Here is an 18,644-nt window from a genome sequence, read left to right as displayed (position 1 = left end):
AGCGGCACGCGCTCAGCGCGTGCGTTTGCCGTGGCGCTCGAAATTCTCGCTGCGCGCGCGCTCGCTCTTGCGCAGCAACACCAGCGTCGCGCCGGTGCCGCCCAGATGGCGCGGCGCGGAATGGAAGGCGAGTACGTCGGGAAAGCACGGCAGCCACAGAGCGACGCAGCTTTTCAGCAGGGCCGGCGTGCTGCGGCCCACGCCACGTCCGTGCGTGACCAGTCCGACGCGGATGTCGTGGCGCATGCAGTCGGCGACGAAACGCCACAGTATCTCGCGAGCCTGTGCGACCGTGAGCCCGTGCAGATCCAGCCGCGAATCGCAACGGTATTCACCGAGTCGCAGCCGGCGGTACACACCGTGCTGCACGCCGGGGCGAACGAAAGCGAGTTCGGCGTGCGGCTCCACCAGCGGGATGTGTTCGGTCGGCAGCGAATTGGCGTTCCCGGCCGCCAGCGCCTCGGCTGCACGACGGCGCTCCAGCGTGCCGGGAGTGATCTCGCGGGCGCATTTCAGGTTGACCACCACGTCGCCCTTCAGCGGCAGGACCTCGCCGACGAGTTTCCCGAAGGAGGAATGCTCACTGCTGTCATCGCCCATGCGATCTGGCTCCGGAAGTGTTGCTGGACCGGTTATCGCTTGGCGCTACACTGGTCACTCGCGTGTCGTTTCTACGATACCAGACCGGGACTACGTCACCATGGTGCAAGGAGGAGACCGGATGCTCGGACTCATGCAGGATCGGCCATTGATCCTGACTTCGATCATGGAACACGCGCGACGCCTGCACGGGGACAGGGAAATCGTCTCGGTGACTGCTGACCAACCCTTGCATCGCTACAGCTACCGCGATGCCTTTGCACGAGCGGCGCAACTGGCGGGCGCGTTGCGCCGGCTCGGAGCGGTGAGCGGCGATCGCATCGGCACGCTGGCGTGGAACGATCATCGTCATTTCGAGCTGTATTTCGCCACCTCGTGTGCCGGCTTCGTCTGTCATACGATCAACCCGCGCCTGTTTCCGGCCCAGATCGAGTTCATCATCCGCGATGCGGCCGACCGCTGGCTGTTCGTCGATCCGCTGTTCGTGCCGTTGCTGGTCGCGTTGCAGGATCGACTCGATTGCGTGGCAGGCTTCGTGATCCTGGGGCCGGCCGGCGCCGCGGCCGGCTCGGGCCTGCGCAATGCGCACGACTACGAGACGCTGCTGGCAGCCTGCGAGCCCGTGTTCGACTGGCCCGAACTCGATGAGCGCGGCGCCTGTGCCCTGTGCTACACGTCGGGAACCACCGGCAATCCGAAAGGAGTGCTGTACGACCACCGGGCGTTGGTACTGCATACCTACGCCTGCCTGATGCCCGACGTGATGGGCGCCACCGCGCGCGACGTGGTACTGCCGGTGGTGCCGATGTTTCACGTCAACGCATGGAGCATTCCGTACGGTGCCGCGGTCGCCGGTGCGAAACTGGTGTTGCCGGGGCCGCGCATGGGTGATGGTGCCGCGCTTGCCCGCCTGATCGCGACCGAGGCGGTGAACGTCGCCGCGGGTGTGCCGACCGTCTGGCTTGGCTTGCTTGCGCATCTGCGGGCCAGCGGCGAGCGCCTGCCGTCGTTGCGGCGTGTGATCGTCGGTGGGGCGGCGTGCCCGCGCGCGATCATGGAAGAGTTCGAGACGGTGCACGGCGTCCACGTACACCACGCCTGGGGCATGACCGAGACGAGCCCGGTTGGTACCTTCAACTCGCCGAGTGCCGATTTTGCGGCACTGTCGCCGGAGGATCAGTGGCGCCAGCGCCTGAGCGTGGGGCGTCCGGTCTGGGGCGTGGAGGTGCGCGTCGTCGATGCGACGGGGCAGGAGCAACCGTGGGATGGCAAGACCCCGGGTTCGCTGCTGGTACGCGGGCCGTGGGTGTGCGCAGAGTATTTCCGTGTCGGTCGCAGCGATGCGCATCGCGACGACGGTTGGTTCGATACCGGCGACATCGCGACCATCGACGTGCGTGGATACGTGACGATCACCGATCGTGCAAAGGACGTGATCAAGTCGGGCGGCGAATGGATCAGCTCGATCACGCTCGAGAACACCGTGATGGCGCATCCGGCGGTCGCCGAGGCGGCGGTGATCGGTGCGCCTCACCCGCGCTGGGACGAGCGGCCACTGCTCTGCGTGGTGCTGCGTGCGGGCGCAGACGCAACGCGCGAGGAACTGCTCGACTGGTTCGATGGCAGGGTGGCGAGCTGGTGGGTGCCGGACGACGTGCTGTTCTTCGATGAACTGCCGCACACGGCTACCGGCAAGCTCAGCAAGAAGGATCTGCGCGAACGACTGAAGCGCTACCGGTTTGGTGATGGTCGATGCGACACTGCGACCGGGACAAGCACGGAGGATCCCGATGAGTGAGTTCAACCCGCCGCTGGCGGACATTGCCTTCGTGCTCGACGAGCACGTGCTGATTCGTGACTTCGCGCGACTGCCGGGGTTTGAAGAAGTGACTCCCGACCTGGTCGCGGCCGTGCTCGGCGGCGCGGCACAACTGACGGCGCAGGTCATTGCACCGCTGAACCGCAGTGGTGATCGCGAGGGAGCGCGTATCGAGGACGGCCGGGTCGTCGAGGCGGCAGGCTTTCGCGATGCGTACCGGCAGTACATCGAAGGCGGCTGGAACAGTTTGCCGTTTCCGACCCGCCATGGCGGGCAGGGGTTGCCGCAGGCGCTCGCCACCGCGGTGCAGGAAATGGTGCAATCGGCCAACCTCGCGTTCAGCCTCTGCCCGTTGCTCACGCAGGGTGCGATCGATGCGCTCATGCAGCATGCCGATGCCGAACTGCAGCGCACCTACCTGCCGAAGATGATTGTCGGCGAGTGGGCCGGCACGATGAACCTCACCGAACCGCAGGCCGGTTCGGACCTCGCGGCGGTACGGGCGCGCGCCGAGCGCGAGGGCGGACACTACCGGATCAGCGGCACCAAGATCTTCATCACCTGGGGTGATCACGGCATGACCGACAACGTGATCCACCTGGTGCTGGCGCGCCTGCCTGATGCGCCTGCCGGTGTGAAGGGTATCTCACTGTTCCTGGTGCCGAAGTTCCTCGTGAATGCCGACGGCAGCCTTGGGGAACGCAACGATGTGCGCCCGGTGTCGGTGGAGCACAAGCTGGGTATCCATGCGAGTCCGACCTGCGTGATGAGCTTCGGTGATGGCGGCGGCGCGATGGGCTTCCTGGTCGGGCGCGAGAACGAAGGGCTGGTGTGCATGTTCACGATGATGAACCACGCACGGCTCACGGTCGGCCTGCAGGGGGTCGCGGTTGCGGAGCGCGCACGCCAGCAGGCCGTGGCCTACGCGCGCGAGCGTGTGCAGGGAACTGCGCCCGGAAGCGCTGCGCGCGTGACGATCGTGCACCATCCGGACGTGCGCCGCATGCTGCTGCAGATGCGTGCGCTGACCGAGGCGGGACGCGCGCTGGTCCATGTGGCGATGGCCGGGCAGGATCACATTCACCGTGGTGGTGACGCACAGGCTCAGGTACGCCTTGCGCTGCTCACGCCGATCGTCAAGGGCTGGTGCACCGAGATGGCGGTCGAGGTCGCCTCGCTGGGGGTACAGGTCCACGGTGGCATGGGCTTCATCGAGGAAGCCGGTGCGGCCCAGCATCTGCGCGATGCGCGCATCCTGCCGATTTACGAAGGCACGAATGGCATCCAGGCGCTGGATCTGGTCGGGCGCAAGTTCCTGCGCGACGGTGGTGCAGGGTTGCGTTCGCTGATCGCCGAGATGCACGATGTTGCTGCCACGTTGGACAACGGTCCGCTGGCCGATGTCGGAGCCAGGCTGGCACAGGCGATCGTGGCGCTGCAGGACACGGCCGGATGGATTGCGGCAAACGCCGATCGTGACGGCGTGCTGGCCGGGAGTGTCGCCTACCACTTCCTGATGCTGGCAGGCACGGTTGCCGGCGGCTGGCAGCTTGCAGTGGCTGCGCGGGCGGCGGCGCGGAGACTGGCCGTCAGCGATGTGGACGAGACGTTCTGCACGGCGAAGCTGGTGACGGCGCGTTTCTACGCGGAGCAGATCCTGCCGCGTGCGCACATGCACGCCGAAGTCGTGCGTGCCGGAGCCGAAGCCGTCATGAGTCTGGACGAGGCGCTGCTCGCGTAGGTCGGCATTCATGCCGACAGGGATCGGCCCGTCGGGTTGAAACCCGACCCACGTGGGTCGGCATCGCGCCGTGGGTCGGCATTCATGCCACGTAGGTCGGCATTCATGCCGACAGGGATCGGGCCCCGTCGGGTTGAAACCCGACCCACGCGGGTCGGCATCGCGCCGTGGATTGGCATTCATGCCACGTAGGTCGGCATTCATGCCGACAGGGATCGGCCCCGTCGGGTTGAAACCCGACCCACGCGGATCGGCATCGCGCCGTGGATTGGCATTCATGCCACGTAGGTCGGCATTCATGCCGACAGGGACTGGCCCGTCGGGTTGAAACCCGACCCACGCGGGTCGGCATTCATGCCGACGAGGCTGTGGCACGTCGAATTGGAGGGATGGCAAACATGACGCACTACGAACGCTTCTATATCGACGGCGCATGGGTCGAACCGCTCGAACGACGTACGCTCGACGTGATCGACCCCTCGACCGAGGCAGCATTTGCGACGATCGCGATCGGCTCATCGGCAGACGTCGATCGTGCCTGCTGTGCCGCGCGTGCCGCGTTTCCTGCCTTTGCCGCAACCACACGCGAGGAGCGTATCGCTTTGCTCGAGCGCATCGTCGCGGTCTACCAGCGACGCTATCAGGAATTCGCGGATGCGATCTCGCGCGAGATGGGTGCGCCGATCGGACTTGCGACCCGTGCGCAGGCGGCGATGGCGGTGGCGCACTTCGCGACCGCAATCGAAGCGCTTCGCCACTACCCGTTCGAGGATGACATGGGAACGACGCGCGTATTCCGCGAGCCGATCGGCGTGTGCGCGCTGATCACGCCGTGGAACTGGCCCGGCAACCAGATTGCCTGCAAGGTCGCTCCGGCGTTGGCAACGGGCTGCACGATGGTGCTGAAGCCGAGCGAGATTGCGCCGATCGACGCGATCCTGTTTGCCGAGGTGCTGCACGAGGCCGGCGTACCAGCGGGCGTGTTCAACCTCGTCAACGGTGACGGCCCCGGCGTGGGCAGCGCGCTCGCTGCGCACCCGGAGGTCGACATGGTGTCGTTCACCGGCTCCACGCGCGCAGGTATCCTGGTCGCCAAGGCAGCCGCGGATACGGTGAAGCGCGTGTGCCAGGAGCTCGGTGGCAAGTCGGCGAACATCCTGCTCGACGATGCCGACTTCGCGACGGTGGTGCCACGCGACGTACTGCACTGTTTCAGCAACAGCGGTCAATCGTGCAACGCGCCGTCGCGGATGCTGGTTCCGGCCGATCGCATGGACGAGGTTGCCCGCCTGGCGCGCGAAGCTGCAGCGCTGGTACGTGCAGGCGACCCGCGCGACGAGGCGACGACGCTGGGGCCGGTGGTGAGCCATCGGCAGCATGAACGCATCCAGCGGCTGATCCAGAACGGGATCGACGAGGGTGCCGAGCTCGTCTGCGGTGGCATCGGAAGGCCGGAGGGGCTCGAGACGGGCTACCATGTCAGGCCGACCGTGTTCGCCGGTGTCGACAATGCGATGACGATTGCACGCGAGGAGATATTCGGACCGGTGCTCGTGATCATCCCGTATCGTGACGAGGCCGATGCGATCCGGATCGCGAACGATACGCCGTACGGCTTGTCGGGCTATGTCAGCTCGGCGGATGCGGGTCGTGCGCAACGGGTCGCGCGAGCGTTGCGCACCGGCATGGTGCATCTGAACGGCGCCCCACCCGATCTGGGCGCACCGTTCGGGGGCTACAGACAATCCGGCAACGGTCGTGAATGGGGGGCGTATGGCTTCCATGATTTCCTCGAAACGAAGGCGGTCATGGGCTATGCGCCCGGTTGAGCGTAGTTGCAGTTACAGAGGGTGTCGTAAAACGCCGTGAAGCGCGGGACGATCCCTTTGCATCGGGGAGCGTGTGCCGCAGGGATGCGGCACTCGAGCCTGCAGGGATGCATTTGCGGCGTCCCACCGGTGCAAAGGGATCGTCCAGTGCTGCTCGCATCGACGATCGAAGGCATTTGCGACAGCATCTACAGATACGAATCGAAACGGCGGGCCTGCAGGAGAAGCCGATGAGTGATGCCAGAGAGACCTTGCGCGCGGGTTGGGACGCGTTGATCGCGGAGCTGCAACGCGCACGCGATGCGATCGACGATCCGGCGCTGATGCCGCCACCGCCGACCGACCGCACGCTCGCCGAGGGTTACCGCTACCTGATGGGTTTCGTGCATCACGCGGTGGAGCGAGCGTTCCACGAAGACGTGTTGCGACCGCAGTTTCGCAACGCGCTGAGCATCGTGAACCGCAGCACCATCGACAATCCGGATGCGGTGTACTTCTACGCACCGATCGACGGCAGGCGCAGCTATCGGCTGCGCGGTGTCATGGGCGATGCGCGGCACTGGAAGGGCGAGCCGGCGACGGCACTCGGTCGCAAGGCACCGCACTACCTGATCTTCGAGGTCAGCTGCGGGCAGCTTTCGGGCGACAGCGGTGATCTCGCGGAGTTGCGCCCCGGTGTGAAGGCGCGCACCGGGATGCTCGACTGTTCGATGATCGAGATCAACGCCGACGGCAGTTTCGACATCCTGCTTGCTCCCGAGCGCCCGGCGGGTCACACCGGAAACTTCATCGCGACGATGAAGCGGGTTGCATCCCGGGATGCTGCCGATCCGCAGTCGGCAGTCGAACGCCATGCGGACTACATCAGCGGTCGCCAGTTGTTCTACGACTGGACCCGTGAGGATGCGATCCATTTCGAGATGACCCCGCTCGACGGGGAGGTCGACGCGGTACAGGCGTACACGCCCGAGCGTGCCGCCGCCGACATGCGCCGCATGGGTGCGATCGTGCGCGGCCAGATGCACTTCTGGAACGCCTTCTGGACCATCACGATGGGTACCTACGGTGAGCGTCCCGGTACTGCGCCCGGCATGGCGTTCCCACGCAACGGATTCAATCGCGTCAACGCCGCATCCGGCGCCACCGGCGGCGGCATGAGCACGAATCTGTACGCGGGCGGTGTGTGGGACCTCGGGCCCGACGAAGCGCTGGTGATCGAGAGCCGGGTCAGCACGGCGCCGACCTATATCGGTTTCCAGCTTGGCAATCTGTGGGGCGAATCACTCGAATACGCGAACCGGATCACCTCGCTGAACGGCGGGCAGTCGCGCGTCGATGGTGACGGTGCGATCCGGCTGGTGGTCGCACACCGGGATCCCGGTGTGCCGAACTGGCTGGATACCACGGGTCTGGAGCAGGGCTTCCTGTCGGCGCGCTGGGCCTACAGCCAGAGGCCACCGCAGGACCAGTGGCCGCAGATCACGGCGCGCAAGGTGGGGTTCGATCGCATCCGCGAATGCCTGCCGCCGGATACGCCGCTGATCGATGCCCGCGAGCGGCGGCGCCAGATCGCGGTGCGCGAACGCCACGTACGCAAGCGGTACCGCGTGTTCTAGCGCGTGATCGCCGGACCTGCTGCACTGCCGTGCTGCTCATGCGGTGGCGATCATCTTGATGCCGGCGATCACCAGCACCACCGCGACCAGGCGCTGGATCGCCGTGCTGCCGATGCGCCGGCTGCCGAGTTCGGCGCCCACCAGTCCGCCGCACACCGCTGCCATCGCCCACAGCGGCAGTGCCTCCGGCAGCGCCGGTGCCACGCGCACCACGCCTGCCAGTCCGGCGATCGAGTTCAGCAGGATGAATGCCGCAGCGATTCCCGACACCTGCCTGACTTCAGCCCAGCGCATCAGCAGCAGCAAGGGGCTGAGAAAAATGCCCCCGCCGACACCGGTGAGTCCCGACAGCAAACCGAGTCCGCCTCCGGCAACCAGCAGCAGCGCCGGCGGTGGTGCGCGCAGCGTATCGCCAGGCGGTTGGCCGGCACGCTTCAGCGACATCAGTGCCGCGTAGATCAGCACGGCTCCGACCAGTGCCTTGTAGACGCCTGCGGGCGGCGTCAGTGTGCCGCCCAGCCATGCGAACGGCACCGAACCCGCGGCGAGTGGCACGAAGACGCGCCAGGAAAACGCACCGATGCGATAGAACTTCCAGGTCGCGATCAGGGCAACGAGGATGTTCAGCGTGAGCGCAGTGGGTCGCATCACCGCTGGCGCGACACCGAACAGAGCCATTGCGGCCAGGTAGCCGGAAGCGCCTGCGTGACCGATCGCGGCATACAGGATCGCAGCGATCAGGATCAGTACGGCGAGCAGCAGGCTTTCGGTTTCGAACACGCTATCCCCGCAGTTTACATGCGCTCGGGAGTTTCGATGCCCAGAAGATCGAGGCCGGTGGCGAGCGTGCGTGCGGTCATGTCGGCGAGGCGCAGTCGCGACGCACGCGTGGCATCGTCGATATCGTCGCGCAGGATCGGGCAGCCTTCGTAGAACCGCATGAACAGTCCTGCCAGCTCGTACAGGTAGGCGCACAGCAGGTGTGGTGCCGCATCGTGGGTGACCGCATGCAGTGCCTCGGCGAACTGCAACAGCCGCAGCGCCAGCGCGCGTTCCTCGGGTGCCGTGATGCGCACCGCAGCGGCAACGGAGCGTGGATCGATTCCCGCCTTGCGGAAGACACTGCGCACGCGGGTGCAGGCGTACTGCAGGTACGGAGCCGTGTTGCCGTCGAAGCTCAGCATGTGTTCCCAGCTGAACACGTAGTCGCTGGTGCGGTTCTTCGAAAGATCGGCGTATTTCACCGCACCGATCCCGACCTGGCGTGCAACGGTGTTGCGTTCGGCGTCCGTCAGGTCCGCGTTGCGTTCGGCGAGCAGTCGTGCCGCGTGATCGACCGCCTCGTCGAGCAGCTCGGCCAGCTTCACGGTGCCGCCCGAACGTGTCTTGAACGGCCGTCCGTCCTCGCCGAGCATCTTGCCGAATGGATGATGCTCGAGCGATACCGCAGCGGGGGCGAAGCCGGCCCGGCGTGCGATCGCGAACACCTGCTGCATGTGCAGCTTCTGGCGGTCGTCGATGAAGTACAGGATGCGGTCCGCATGCAGCCCGTGCGCGCGATAGCGCGCTGCCGCGAGGTCGGTGGTCGCATACAGATAGCCTCCGTCGGCCTTCTGCACGATCACCGCCATCGGACCGCCCTCGCGGTCCCGCATCTCGTCGAGGTAGACCACGCGTGCGCCTTCGCTGAGCGCCAGCAGGCCGCGTGCGTCCAGTTCGGCGATGATCTGCGGCAGGTCGTCGTTGTAGGCGCTCTCGGCGCGAATGTCGGCGCGCGCCAGCGACACGTTGAGCTTGCGGTAGATCTCCTCGCTGTGCGCGATCGAGATATCGATGAACCGCTGCCACAGCAGCCTGCAGTGCGCATCGCCGGACTGCAGGCGCACCACGTATTCACGCGCCTTGTCGGCAAACACCGGGTCGCTGTCGAAGGCGAGCTTGGCGTCGCGATAGAACGCCTCGAGATCGGCCAGTGCGGCCCCGTCGATGGTGCCACCGCCGGCTGCGATGCGTTCGAGGTGCGCGATCAGCATGCCGAACTGCGTGCCCCAGTCGCCGACGTGGTTCTGGCGGATCACGCGTTCGCCGCAGAACTCGAGTGCACGTACCACCGCATCGCCGATGATCGTGCTGCGCAGGTGCCCGACGTGCATCTCCTTGGCGAGGTTCGGCGAGGAATAGTCCACCACCACGGTGTGCGGATCGGCCCGCGCGGCGATGCCGAGCCGTGGATCGCCGGCAGCGGTCTCGATGTGCGTGGCGAGAAAATCGTCCGAGAGGTGGATGTTGATGAACCCTGGTCCGGCAATCTCGAGCCGCTCGACCATCGCACCACCGTCGAATGCGGCGACGATGCGCGCCGCGAGCTCGCGCGGGTTGCTGCGCATGCGCTTCGCTGCCGCCATCGCGCCGTTGGCCTGATAGTCGCCGAACTCGGGGCGTGTACTCTGCGTGAGCAGAGCCTGGCAGTCGGACGGGATACCGACGGCGCGCATCGCGGTCTCGACGGCGCTGTTGAGCTGGTCGCGCAGATTCATGGGGGCGGATCACCCGGGGGCAGGGAAAGCGCGCGATTGTAGCGGCCGTGTCGCAGGCAGTCCAAGCGCGGCCAGGCAGGCGGCGAGGCGTGCAGCCACCGCGTCGCCCGCGGCGAGCGCACGCTGCTCGTCGAGGATCTGCGCAAGGATCGCGAGGTCGGTCAACGGGTTTGCGAGCACCACGCGGAATACGTCGATGGCCTGGCCCCGGTGCCTGGGGGCATGCAGCGTGGTGCGCGACACGAAGGATTTGCCCGCTGCACGCTGCAGGCGCTGGATGTCGCGCGTGACCGCGTTGAGTTCCTCGTTGATGTGGGCTGCGGTCTGCGCGTCGGCGGTGGCCAGAGCCTGTTGCAGCGATTGCGGAACGTGGCGATAGGTCAGGATATTGAGTTCCGGTTCGCTGGTGAGTTCGAAATCGGGTGCGGCCCGCACCATCGCCGCAAAGTGCTGCGCGTTGTCGATGCCGGTGTCGATCAGCAGCTCGTAGCCACGGCGTCCGAGGATCGCGAGACCCGAGTGGACGAGCATCGCCATGCCGGGGCGCGATCCTTCCAGCGTCTTGCTGCCAAGATCGCGTGATCCCTCGCGAATCACGTAGCGCGCGTGATGTTCGATGACGCGCGCGGCGCTCGGATCACGGAACAGCGTCATGCCGGAGCCCATGGGTACGTAGAGCTGCTTGTGGGCATCGAGGGTCACCGAGTCGGCGTGCTCGATGCCTGCGAGCAGGTGGCGCCAGCGCGAGGAAAACAGCGTTGGTCCACCCCATGCGGCGTCGACATGGAAGTGGGTGCCGATTCCGGCAGCGAGTTCGGCCAGCGGTGCCAGTGCGTCGACGCTGCCGGTCTCGGTGGTCCCGGCCAGCCCGATCAGTGCGATGATCTTCACGCCACGCGCGCGCAGCCGGCGACAGGTACGCTCCATCGCGGTGAGATCGACGTGGTTGTGAGCGTCGACCTCGACTGCATGCACCGATTTCACTCCCAGCCCCAGCAGGTCGGCCGCCTTGCCGATCGAGTAGTGCCCGAGACGCGACACCACGATTGCAGCGTCATCGTAGCCATGGTGCGCCAGTGCCCGATGCAGTCCTTCGCGGCTCACGCCTTCGAAACTTCCGTCTGCTGGCAGTGCATTGTTGCGCGCAACCCACAGCGCGGTGAGATTCGCGACCGTGCCGCCGGAGCAGAACGCGCCAAGTGCGTGCCGGGAGTCCTGCACGTAGCGTGCGTAGAACGCATCATCGTTGCCGAATACCAGCCGGTGCAGGATGCCGAGCACCTGGCGCTCGAGCGGCGTGAACGCCTTGGACGTCTCGGTCTTCACGGTGTTCTGGTTCAGCGCGATCATCATCTTCGCCAGCGGCAACATGAAGTACGGCAGCGCCGAAGTCATGTGGCCGACGAAGGTCGGTGAGGCGGTATGAACCGATTCCGCGACCACCTTGCGCATCAGGAACTCGGCCTGTTCCGAGACGAACACAGGGTCTTCGGGAATGCGTGTGTCCGTGAAGTCGTCTTCGATGTCGCTCATGCTGCGCCGGGTCGCAACGATGTGCTCGCGCAGGAAGCCGTGCAGGTTGGCCGATATCCCGGCTTCCAGGCGCGCCAGCGTGGAGTCGGGTGCCTCGGGGACGGTGAAGATGCGATGCAGCGTCTCCAGTGAAGCCTCGGCGGTCTTTTGCGGTTCGCTCATCGTGTGCCCGGTGGATGCTGCGCCTGCGACCGGCGCTATGCTAGAACTTGTGTGGAGGATTGTCAGCGCCGCAGTGTGAGCTGCCTGCCAGCGGCGGGAGGATCCGATGCTGCGCGGCGCATATCCTAATGCCGATTCGGCATTGTCATGCGAATCCTGCTTCCTTCTAGAATGTGCGCCTGTCCGTTCGGGGAGGTCCATCGATGGACTGGCAAGGGTGGTTCACGGTTGCTCTTACCGTGGCCGTGCTGGCAACGCTGATAACCGTGCCGCGCCTGGGTACCGATGTGGTGCTGATGGGGGCACTGTTGCTGCTCGGCGCGACCGGAATCCTCACGCCGGATGAGGCGCTGGCCGGCTTTGCGAATACCGGCCTGATGACCGTGGCCGCGATGTTCGTCATCGCAGCAGGAATTCGCGCTTCCGGCGGTGTCGATCTGGTCGTCGAGAAAGTCCTTGGCAAGCCGACGGGACCGCGGCATGCGCTGGTGCGCCTGATGGTGCCTGTGGTGGGACTTTCGGCGTTTCTGAACAACACGCCGGTGGTGGCGACGATGATCCCGGCCGTGAGCCAGTGGGCACGACGCATCCGCGTCCCGAGTTCGACGCTGATGATTCCGCTGAGCTACGCGTCGATCCTCGGCGGCACGATCACGCTGATCGGTACCAGCACCAACCTGGTCGTGAACGGACAGTACCAGGCGCTGACCGGCAAGCCCGGCTTCGCATTGTTCGACATTGCGCCGCTCGGGCTGATCGTGGCGGCCGCCGGCACCCTGTTCGTCGTGATCGTGGCGCCGAAGTTGCTGCGGGTACGACGCAGTCCGGACCAGACGTTTGCCGATACGCGCAAGTTCACCTTCGAAGTCGCGGTCGCACAGGATGGTCCGATGGTCGGCAAGACGATCCAGCAGGCCAGTCTGCGCAATCTGGAGCGTATCTACCTGGCCGAGATCGAGCGTGATGGCGGCGTCATCACCGCAGTCGCGCCAGAGGAGATTCTGCGAGGCGGTGATCGTCTGGTGTTCGTCGGCGAGACCGAGGCGATCGTCGATATCCTGCGCATCAACGGGCTGGTTCCCGCGGTAGGCAGCAAGCCGGCGCTGGAGCGCCATGTGCCGGAGCGCAGGCTGGTCGAAGCGGTTGTAGCCGAACACTGCGAGGTGGTAGGGCAGACGATCCGCGACGGGCGTTTTCGTGACCTCTACGGCGCGGTCGTGCTTGCGGTGGCGCGTAACGGCGAACACATACGCGGACGTCTGAGTTCGATCATTCTCGAGCCGGGTGATCTGCTGCTCCTCGAGGCGCGGCCGGCCGTCGTCAACCGGCTCAAACACTCGCGTGATTTCCTGCTGATGAACGTGCTCGAACACGAGTTGCCGGACCATTCACACGCGTGGATCTCGTGGGGAATCCTCGTTGCGATCGTCGCACTCGCGACCAGCGGCGTGCTGAGCATGCTGTACGCAGGGTTGTTCGGCGTGGCGGCGATGCTTGCCACGGGCTGCATCAGCACGAACGAAGCGCGACGCAGCCTCGACCTGCCCGTGCTGGTCACGATCGCGGCGAGCTTCGCGCTCGGCAATGCGCTGGAGAAGACCGGAGCCGCGAGCTTTCTTGGCAATGGCATCGTCGGCTTTGCGGGGGGGAATCCGTGGCTGCTGCTCGCGCTGGTCTACCTCAGCGTGATGATGCTGACCGAGATGATCACCAACAACGCTGCCGCCATGCTGATGCTGCCGGTTGCACTCGCGGTTGCCCAGCGTGCGGGGCTCCACGATGTGCCGTACGTGATGGCGGTCATGATGGCCGCTTCGGCGAGTTTCGCGACACCGATCGGCTACCAGTGCAACCTGATGGTCTACGGACCGGGCGGTTACCGCTTCTCGGATTTCCTGCGCATCGGCATTCCGATGAACTGCCTGGTGGCGGCGGTCACGATCGCGGCGATACCGCTGATCTGGCCATTGCATGCGTGATGCTCCGGTTGCAGCCGGTGTGCGCCCATGGCATCGAGCATGCACACGTTCACGATGGCGGATCCGTGCGTATCAGTTGCCCTTGACTACCCGTGTCGCACCGCGTGCTGCAAGCCATCCGGTGACGCGTGCCGACTGTTCTCCGTGCAATACGATGGCGTCGCCTTCCACCGCTCCTCCGGTGCCCAACGCCTGCCGCATCTCGCGCGCCAGTGCCTCGAGGGCGTCGCCGTCGAGATCGATGCCGCACACCCGTGTCACGATTTTCCCGCCGCGTCCCTTGCGCTCGCGCGTGACCACGATACGTCCTGCGAATGGCGACTGTGCGCTCGCAGCCACCGCCTGCGGCTCGGGACCAGCGGGCAGCGTGCCGCGCAACGCAGCCAGTGCTGCGAAGGCACCGGGGGAGGCAGGTTCCACCGGGTCTTGCCGTAGCGACTTCTTTCCCATCTGCTGTTCCTTCGTCGAGGCGGAGCATCGCGGCATGGCGATTGCGACGAACTCCATATCGCTTCAGGATACGCAGCTTGCTGCCACCGTGTCTCCCTGATGCAAACTCGTGCCATAACGCTGCAAGCGTTCTTCCTGTATGCGATCTGCGTGCTGACCTGGGGGTCGACATGGATCGCCATCAAGTTCCAGCTCGGCGAGATCGACCCGATGGTCTCGGTGATCTACCGTTTTGCGATCGCTTCGGCGCTGCTGTTCGGCTGGTGCCTGCTGGCACGCGCGCGCATTCGCCTCAGCCTGCGCGAGCACGCATTCGTTGCGCTGCAGGGCGCATGTATGTTTGGCTTCAATGTCTGGCTGACCTATTCGTCCGAGGTCTACCTCACCGGTGGCGTGGTCGCGGTGGTGTTCGCGCTCACGGTGCTGATGAACTCCTTCAACGCCGCATTGTTCCTGCGCTGGCCGGTGGCGCCGATGGTGCTCGCCGGTGGCGTGCTGGGTCTGGGCGGAGTCGCGCTGCTGTTCTGGCCCGAAATCGAGCGGCTCGAATCGGCAGCAGGCGCCATGCACGGGCTGCTGCTGGCGCTGGCGGCAACGTACTGCGCATCGCTCGGCAATATCGCCGCCACACGCAACGCCACCTTCGGCCTGCCGGTGATTTCGATCAACGCATGGGGCATGTTCTACGGCACCATGCTGCTGCTCGTGATCGGCGTGTTCAAGGGGGTCGAGTTCGGGTTTCCGCAGCGAGCGTCGTTCGCGATCGCACTGCTCTATCTGGCCGTGTTCGGTTCGGTCGTGGCCTTTGGTGCCTACGTGCGCCTGCTTGCGCTGATCGGACCGGACCGGGCTGGTTACACCTCACTGATGATCCCGATCGTTGCGCTGCTGATCTCGACGTTTTTTGAAGACTACCGCTGGACGGTGGCAGCCGTGGGTGGGGTCGTGCTGATCGTCGCAGGCAATCTGCTTGCGATGCGGCGCCGCGTGGCCGGGGGATGAGTGCATACTGCGGTCACGGACAATCGAGGAAGGAGGAAAGGCGATGGCAGTGCCGACGTTCGCAGAGCTGAAGAACTGGGCCGAGAACTATGTACGGCTGTGGAATGCGAGTGATCGTGACGCCTGGGCACGCAACTGGCGTGCCGTTGCGCCGGGTGATTTCACGATGCTGGATCCGGTCGGTACCGCACCGAAGCACGGCTTCGAGGAATGCGCGCTTGCCTCGTTCGACCTGTTCCAGCCGCGGGTACGCTTTCGTATCCATCCAGGCAGTCTGCTGATCTGTGCCAACGAGGTCGCGTGGCTGCTGGAAAACCACTTCAGCGATCGTGGTGTGGATCGCTTCGAGTACAGCATCGAGACCTATCGTTTCGAAGCCGATGGTTCGGTGCAGATCCGTACCTGGTACCGGGTGCCGCCGCATGCGGCGGCCGGCCTCGGTGATCTGTTCCGTACCTACCTGCCGGAGAATCCGCAGGGTCTGGTGTAAGCCGCGCGCCGGGCAGCCGCCCGGCGGCTGCGGGCGGCGAAGGCGCGCAGCGCCAGCTTGCGGAGCTCGCCGTGCACGAGCACGCTGGATCCGAGCCCGGTGCAGACGAGCCAGTCGGTGAGCGTGAGCGGTACCGTGCCGAATGCCGCATTGCCCGCCGGCAACTGCACGACCGCAACCTGCAACACCGCTGCCAGCACGACGCTGCCCCACAGCCAGACGTTGGTGAACAGCCCGTGCCGCACGCTCGCGATCGCGGAGCGTGTGTTGAAGCAGTTGAACAACTGTGCGAATGCCAGTGTCGTGAAGCTCGCGGTGCGCGCGCTCTGCAGCGTGCGCTCTCCCTCGACGAGGCCGCCGGGCAGTTGCAGGTCGAGTGCGAACAACGCTGCGAGCGCCATCACGAGTCCGGTCTGCAGCACGCTTGACCACATCTGCGTATCGAGCACGCGCCGTGTGGGCGGGCGTGGAGCGCGGCGCATCACGTTTTCGCCTGGCGGGTCGATTCCCATCGCCAGCGCAGGTGCAGAGTCGGTGATCAGGTTGATCCAGAGGATCTGCGTTGCCAGCAAGGGCAGCACCACGCTGCCGTCGCCGGCGTCCAGCCCTATCGCCGCCGCACCGATGATGCCGAGCACGACCGTCAGGATCTCGCCGATATTCGACGACAGCAGGTAGCGAAGGAACTTGCGGATATTGTCGAAGACGATCCGCCCCTCGCGCACCGCGACGATGATCGTGGCGAAGTTGTCGTCGGCGAGGATCATGCGTGCTGCTTCGCGTGCAACCTCGGTACCTCCTTGCCCCATCGCGACGCCGATGTCGGCAGCCTTCAGGGCAGGGGCGTCGTTGACGCCGTCGCCGGTCATCGCGACGATGTGTCCGCCCGCCTGTAGCGCGCCGACGATGCGCATCTTGTGTGCCGGGGTCACGCGCGCGTAGACCGAAGTCGTGGCGACTGCAGCAGCGAGGCCGGGTGCGTCCATCGCATCGAGTTCGCGCGCGCTCAGCACCGCGCCGCCGTCGTGGGCAATGCCCAGATCGCTCGCGATGCGCCGCGCCGTGCGTGGATGGTCGCCGGTGATCATGATCACGCGGATACCGGCACACTGCGCTTCATGAATCGCCTCCTGCGCTTCCTCGCGCGGTGGATCGATGATGCCGGCAATGCCGATGAACACCAGATCGTGTTCGAGCGCGCTGCCGTCGTCTGCCGTTTCAGCGCTGCCCAGTGGGCGATACGCGACGGCGAGCGTACGCAGTGCGGCATCGGCCAGCGTCTCCACGCCGGCGAGCAGCTTGGCACGTTCCTGCGCATCGAGCGCGACCGCCGTGCTTGCGTTGAGCAGATGTGTGCAGTGGCGCAGCAGCACATCGGGCGCCCCCTTGCAGACGAGCACCCGCTCGCCATCGTTCTCGCGATCGCACACGACGGCCGACATCATGCGACGCTCTGCCGTGAACGGAATCGTCGCGATGGTCCGGAAGCGGCGGTTGCGCCATTCGTGCACCCCGAGCTTGCGTTCGGCCACCAGAAATGCTGCGTCGGTCGGATCGCCGTGGATCTCCCAGCGCCCGGGTGCTGCCTCGCGCAGCCCGGCGGTGCCGGCGAGACTGCCGACACTCAGCAGGGCGACGAGTTCGGCGCGCAGCGCGCCGTCGACCACGGCGCCGTCGTCACGCTCGATGCGCCCCTGTGGCATATAGCCCGTACCGCCGATGCGAATCGTTCCGGAAGCCGTTACCGCACGCTGGATCGTCATCTCGCAGCGCGTCAACGTGCCGGTCTTGTCGGAGCAGATCACCGAAGCGGAACCGAGCGTCTCCACCGACGCGAGCTTCTTCACGATCGCGCGCTGCTTCGCCATGCGTTCGACCCCGATTGCCAGTACCAGCGACAGGATCGCCGGCAGTCCTTCCGGTACCGCTGCAACCGCGAGGCAGACCCCCAGCATCAGCACGTCGATACGGTCCTGCACATCACCGAAGCCGTTCAGTGCGAACAGCGTGCATACCAGGACCACGGCGATTGCGACCACCGCAAAGCCGAGTCGCCGTCCCAGTTCGCGCACCTCGCGCTGCAACGGGGTGGATTCCTCGGCAGTGGTGGCGAGCAGATGGGCGATCGCGCCGATCTCGGTCGCCATGCCGGTCGCGGTGACGATCGCGGTGCCCGTTCCCTGGGTGATGGCGGTGCCACTGAACACCATGTTGCTGCGCTCGGCGAGCGGGCGCGCCTGAGCGAGCGGCGCCGGGTCCTTGGTCACGGTTTCGCTTTCGCCGGTGAGAGTGGCCTCCTGCGCGCGCAGCGCGCTGGCCGCGAACAGCCGTGCATCGGCGCCCACGCTGTCACCTTCCTCGAGCACCAGCACGTCGCCACGCACCAGCGCGGTGCTGCTGATGCGCTCGCGCCGCCCGCTCCGGATCACCGTTGAATGTCGCGCCGAAAGGCGTGCAAGCGCGTCGGCTGCACGTTCGGCTCGCTGCTCCTGCAGGAAGCCGATCGCCGCGTTCAGCAGCACGATGGTGACGATCACGATGGCGTCGATCGGTACGCCGTGCATGCCGTCGATGAGCCACGCCAGCAGCGTGACCGCAACCGCTGCCAGCAGCAGGTAGATAAGTGGATCCTGGCACTGGGCCAGGAAACGCTGCCAGCGTGCTGGCGAGCGCTGCCTGGCGAGCTGGTTCGGTCCGTCGGCAAGCAGGCGACGCGCGGCCTCCGCATCGTCGAGCCCGTGCAGCGGATCGGTAGCCAGGAGCGCGCTCAGTGCTTCCGCCGACAGCAGCGAGGGGTCACCGATCGTGGGCGTATTGGTCGCCTTCAGGGCCATCGTGCGTCCGGGGTGCGTCGTTGCGAAGCGCGATTATAGGCGTGGCTTGCGG

General features: G+C 65.9%; 13 protein-coding genes. 7 read left to right on the top strand and 6 right to left on the bottom strand.

Translation table 11 applies throughout. The features are described 5' to 3' along the window. Nucleotides 1-12: 12 nt before the first annotated feature. Nucleotides 13-600, bottom strand: a complete 588-nt coding sequence (gene smrA, locus H7A12_13425) for a DNA endonuclease SmrA (protein ID MCP5321807.1) — start codon at nucleotides 598-600, stop codon at nucleotides 13-15. 121 nt (nucleotides 601-721) lie between these two features. Here smrA and H7A12_13420 point away from each other — a divergent pair, with 121 nt between their 5' ends. From H7A12_13420 to H7A12_13405, 4 genes are all read left to right on the top strand, one after another. Continuing rightward, nucleotides 722-2,398, top strand: a complete 1,677-nt coding sequence (locus tag H7A12_13420) for a long-chain fatty acid--CoA ligase (GenBank protein ID MCP5321806.1) — start codon at nucleotides 722-724, stop codon at nucleotides 2,396-2,398. Further along, entirely contained in the window at nucleotides 2,391-4,160 is a 1,770-nt protein-coding gene (locus tag H7A12_13415; protein MCP5321805.1) for an acyl-CoA dehydrogenase, read from the top strand. Before H7A12_13420 ends, H7A12_13415 begins: the two co-directional genes overlap by 8 nt. A gap of 398 nt (nucleotides 4,161-4,558) precedes the next feature. Then, nucleotides 4,559-5,989 (top strand): aldehyde dehydrogenase family protein, encoded by a 1,431-nt coding sequence (locus H7A12_13410; protein ID MCP5321804.1) that lies wholly within the window; start codon nucleotides 4,559-4,561, stop codon nucleotides 5,987-5,989. Nucleotides 5,990-6,219: 230 nt separating this feature from the next. Further along, the gene (locus H7A12_13405; protein MCP5321803.1) at nucleotides 6,220-7,605 is read left to right on the top strand and encodes a hypothetical protein; all 1,386 of its coding nucleotides are present in this window, start codon (nucleotides 6,220-6,222) and stop codon (nucleotides 7,603-7,605) included. A 36-nt stretch (nucleotides 7,606-7,641) separates the two neighbouring features. On the opposite strand, the gene H7A12_13400 is transcribed toward H7A12_13405, so the two are convergent. The 3 genes from H7A12_13400 to panP are packed head-to-tail and all read right to left on the bottom strand — an operon-like array spanning nucleotide 7,642 to nucleotide 11,837. Continuing rightward, entirely contained in the window at nucleotides 7,642-8,385 is a 744-nt protein-coding gene (locus tag H7A12_13400; GenBank protein ID MCP5321802.1) for a sulfite exporter TauE/SafE family protein, read from the bottom strand. A 14-nt stretch (nucleotides 8,386-8,399) separates the two neighbouring features. Continuing rightward, on the bottom strand, nucleotides 8,400-10,142 hold the full coding sequence (gene argS / locus H7A12_13395; GenBank protein MCP5321801.1) for an arginine--tRNA ligase: 1,743 nt from the start codon (nucleotides 10,140-10,142) through the stop codon (nucleotides 8,400-8,402). A gap of 9 nt (nucleotides 10,143-10,151) precedes the next feature. Next, nucleotides 10,152-11,837: a putative pyridoxal-dependent aspartate 1-decarboxylase gene (panP, locus tag H7A12_13390; protein ID MCP5321800.1), complete on the bottom strand. Its 1,686-nt coding sequence runs from the start codon at nucleotides 11,835-11,837 to the stop codon at nucleotides 10,152-10,154. 203 nt (nucleotides 11,838-12,040) lie between these two features. Here panP and H7A12_13385 point away from each other — a divergent pair, with 203 nt between their 5' ends. Continuing rightward, nucleotides 12,041-13,816: an anion permease gene (locus H7A12_13385; protein ID MCP5321799.1), complete on the top strand. Its 1,776-nt coding sequence runs from the start codon at nucleotides 12,041-12,043 to the stop codon at nucleotides 13,814-13,816. A 72-nt stretch (nucleotides 13,817-13,888) separates the two neighbouring features. Here the strand turns inward: H7A12_13385 and H7A12_13380 are convergent, their stop codons facing one another. Continuing rightward, entirely contained in the window at nucleotides 13,889-14,266 is a 378-nt protein-coding gene (locus tag H7A12_13380; GenBank protein MCP5321798.1) for a translation initiation factor, read from the bottom strand. 99 nt (nucleotides 14,267-14,365) lie between these two features. On the opposite strand from H7A12_13380, the gene H7A12_13375 reads away from it, so the two are divergent. Together H7A12_13375 and H7A12_13370 are read left to right on the top strand one after the other, a co-directional pair. Beyond that, a complete protein-coding gene (locus H7A12_13375) occupies nucleotides 14,366-15,268 on the top strand; it encodes a DMT family transporter (protein MCP5321797.1) in 903 nt (300 codons plus the stop codon). A gap of 43 nt (nucleotides 15,269-15,311) precedes the next feature. Continuing rightward, complete coding sequence (locus H7A12_13370) at nucleotides 15,312-15,758, top strand: hypothetical protein (protein MCP5321796.1); 447 nt, start codon at nucleotides 15,312-15,314, stop codon at nucleotides 15,756-15,758. Here the strand turns inward: H7A12_13370 and H7A12_13365 are convergent. Then, complete coding sequence (locus tag H7A12_13365) at nucleotides 15,725-18,592, bottom strand: cation-translocating P-type ATPase (GenBank protein MCP5321795.1); 2,868 nt, start codon at nucleotides 18,590-18,592, stop codon at nucleotides 15,725-15,727. The genes H7A12_13370 and H7A12_13365 overlap by 34 nt on opposite strands. Between the last annotated feature and the right edge of the window lie 52 nt (nucleotides 18,593-18,644).

Source organism: Pseudomonadales bacterium, from assembly GCA_024234165.1.
Lineage (GTDB): Bacteria > Pseudomonadota > Gammaproteobacteria > Pseudomonadales > UBA5518 > UBA5518.
The sequence above is the reverse complement of the archived record's forward strand: the minus strand, read 5'-3'. Positions and strand labels throughout refer to the sequence as shown.

What these genes read in the sequence shown, in the direction of transcription:
- H7A12_13415 (MCP5321805.1), top strand. Translation starts at nt 2,391, where the DNA reads ATGAGTGAGTTCAACCCGCCGCTGGCGGACATTGCCTTCGTGCTCGAC.
- panP (MCP5321800.1), bottom strand. Translation starts at nt 11,837, where the DNA reads ATGAGCGAACCGCAAAAGACCGCCGAGGCTTCACTGGAGACGCTGCAT.
- smrA (MCP5321807.1), bottom strand. Translation starts at nt 600, where the DNA reads ATGGGCGATGACAGCAGTGAGCATTCCTCCTTCGGGAAACTCGTCGGC.
- H7A12_13375 (MCP5321797.1), top strand. Translation starts at nt 14,366, where the DNA reads ATGCAAACTCGTGCCATAACGCTGCAAGCGTTCTTCCTGTATGCGATC.
- H7A12_13370 (MCP5321796.1), top strand. Translation starts at nt 15,312, where the DNA reads ATGGCAGTGCCGACGTTCGCAGAGCTGAAGAACTGGGCCGAGAACTAT.
- H7A12_13385 (MCP5321799.1), top strand. Translation starts at nt 12,041, where the DNA reads ATGGACTGGCAAGGGTGGTTCACGGTTGCTCTTACCGTGGCCGTGCTG.
- H7A12_13405 (MCP5321803.1), top strand. Translation starts at nt 6,220, where the DNA reads ATGAGTGATGCCAGAGAGACCTTGCGCGCGGGTTGGGACGCGTTGATC.
- H7A12_13410 (MCP5321804.1), top strand. Translation starts at nt 4,559, where the DNA reads ATGACGCACTACGAACGCTTCTATATCGACGGCGCATGGGTCGAACCG.
- argS (MCP5321801.1), bottom strand. Translation starts at nt 10,142, where the DNA reads ATGAATCTGCGCGACCAGCTCAACAGCGCCGTCGAGACCGCGATGCGC.
- H7A12_13420 (MCP5321806.1), top strand. Translation starts at nt 722, where the DNA reads ATGCTCGGACTCATGCAGGATCGGCCATTGATCCTGACTTCGATCATG.
- H7A12_13365 (MCP5321795.1), bottom strand. Translation starts at nt 18,592, where the DNA reads ATGGCCCTGAAGGCGACCAATACGCCCACGATCGGTGACCCCTCGCTG.
- H7A12_13380 (MCP5321798.1), bottom strand. Translation starts at nt 14,266, where the DNA reads ATGGGAAAGAAGTCGCTACGGCAAGACCCGGTGGAACCTGCCTCCCCC.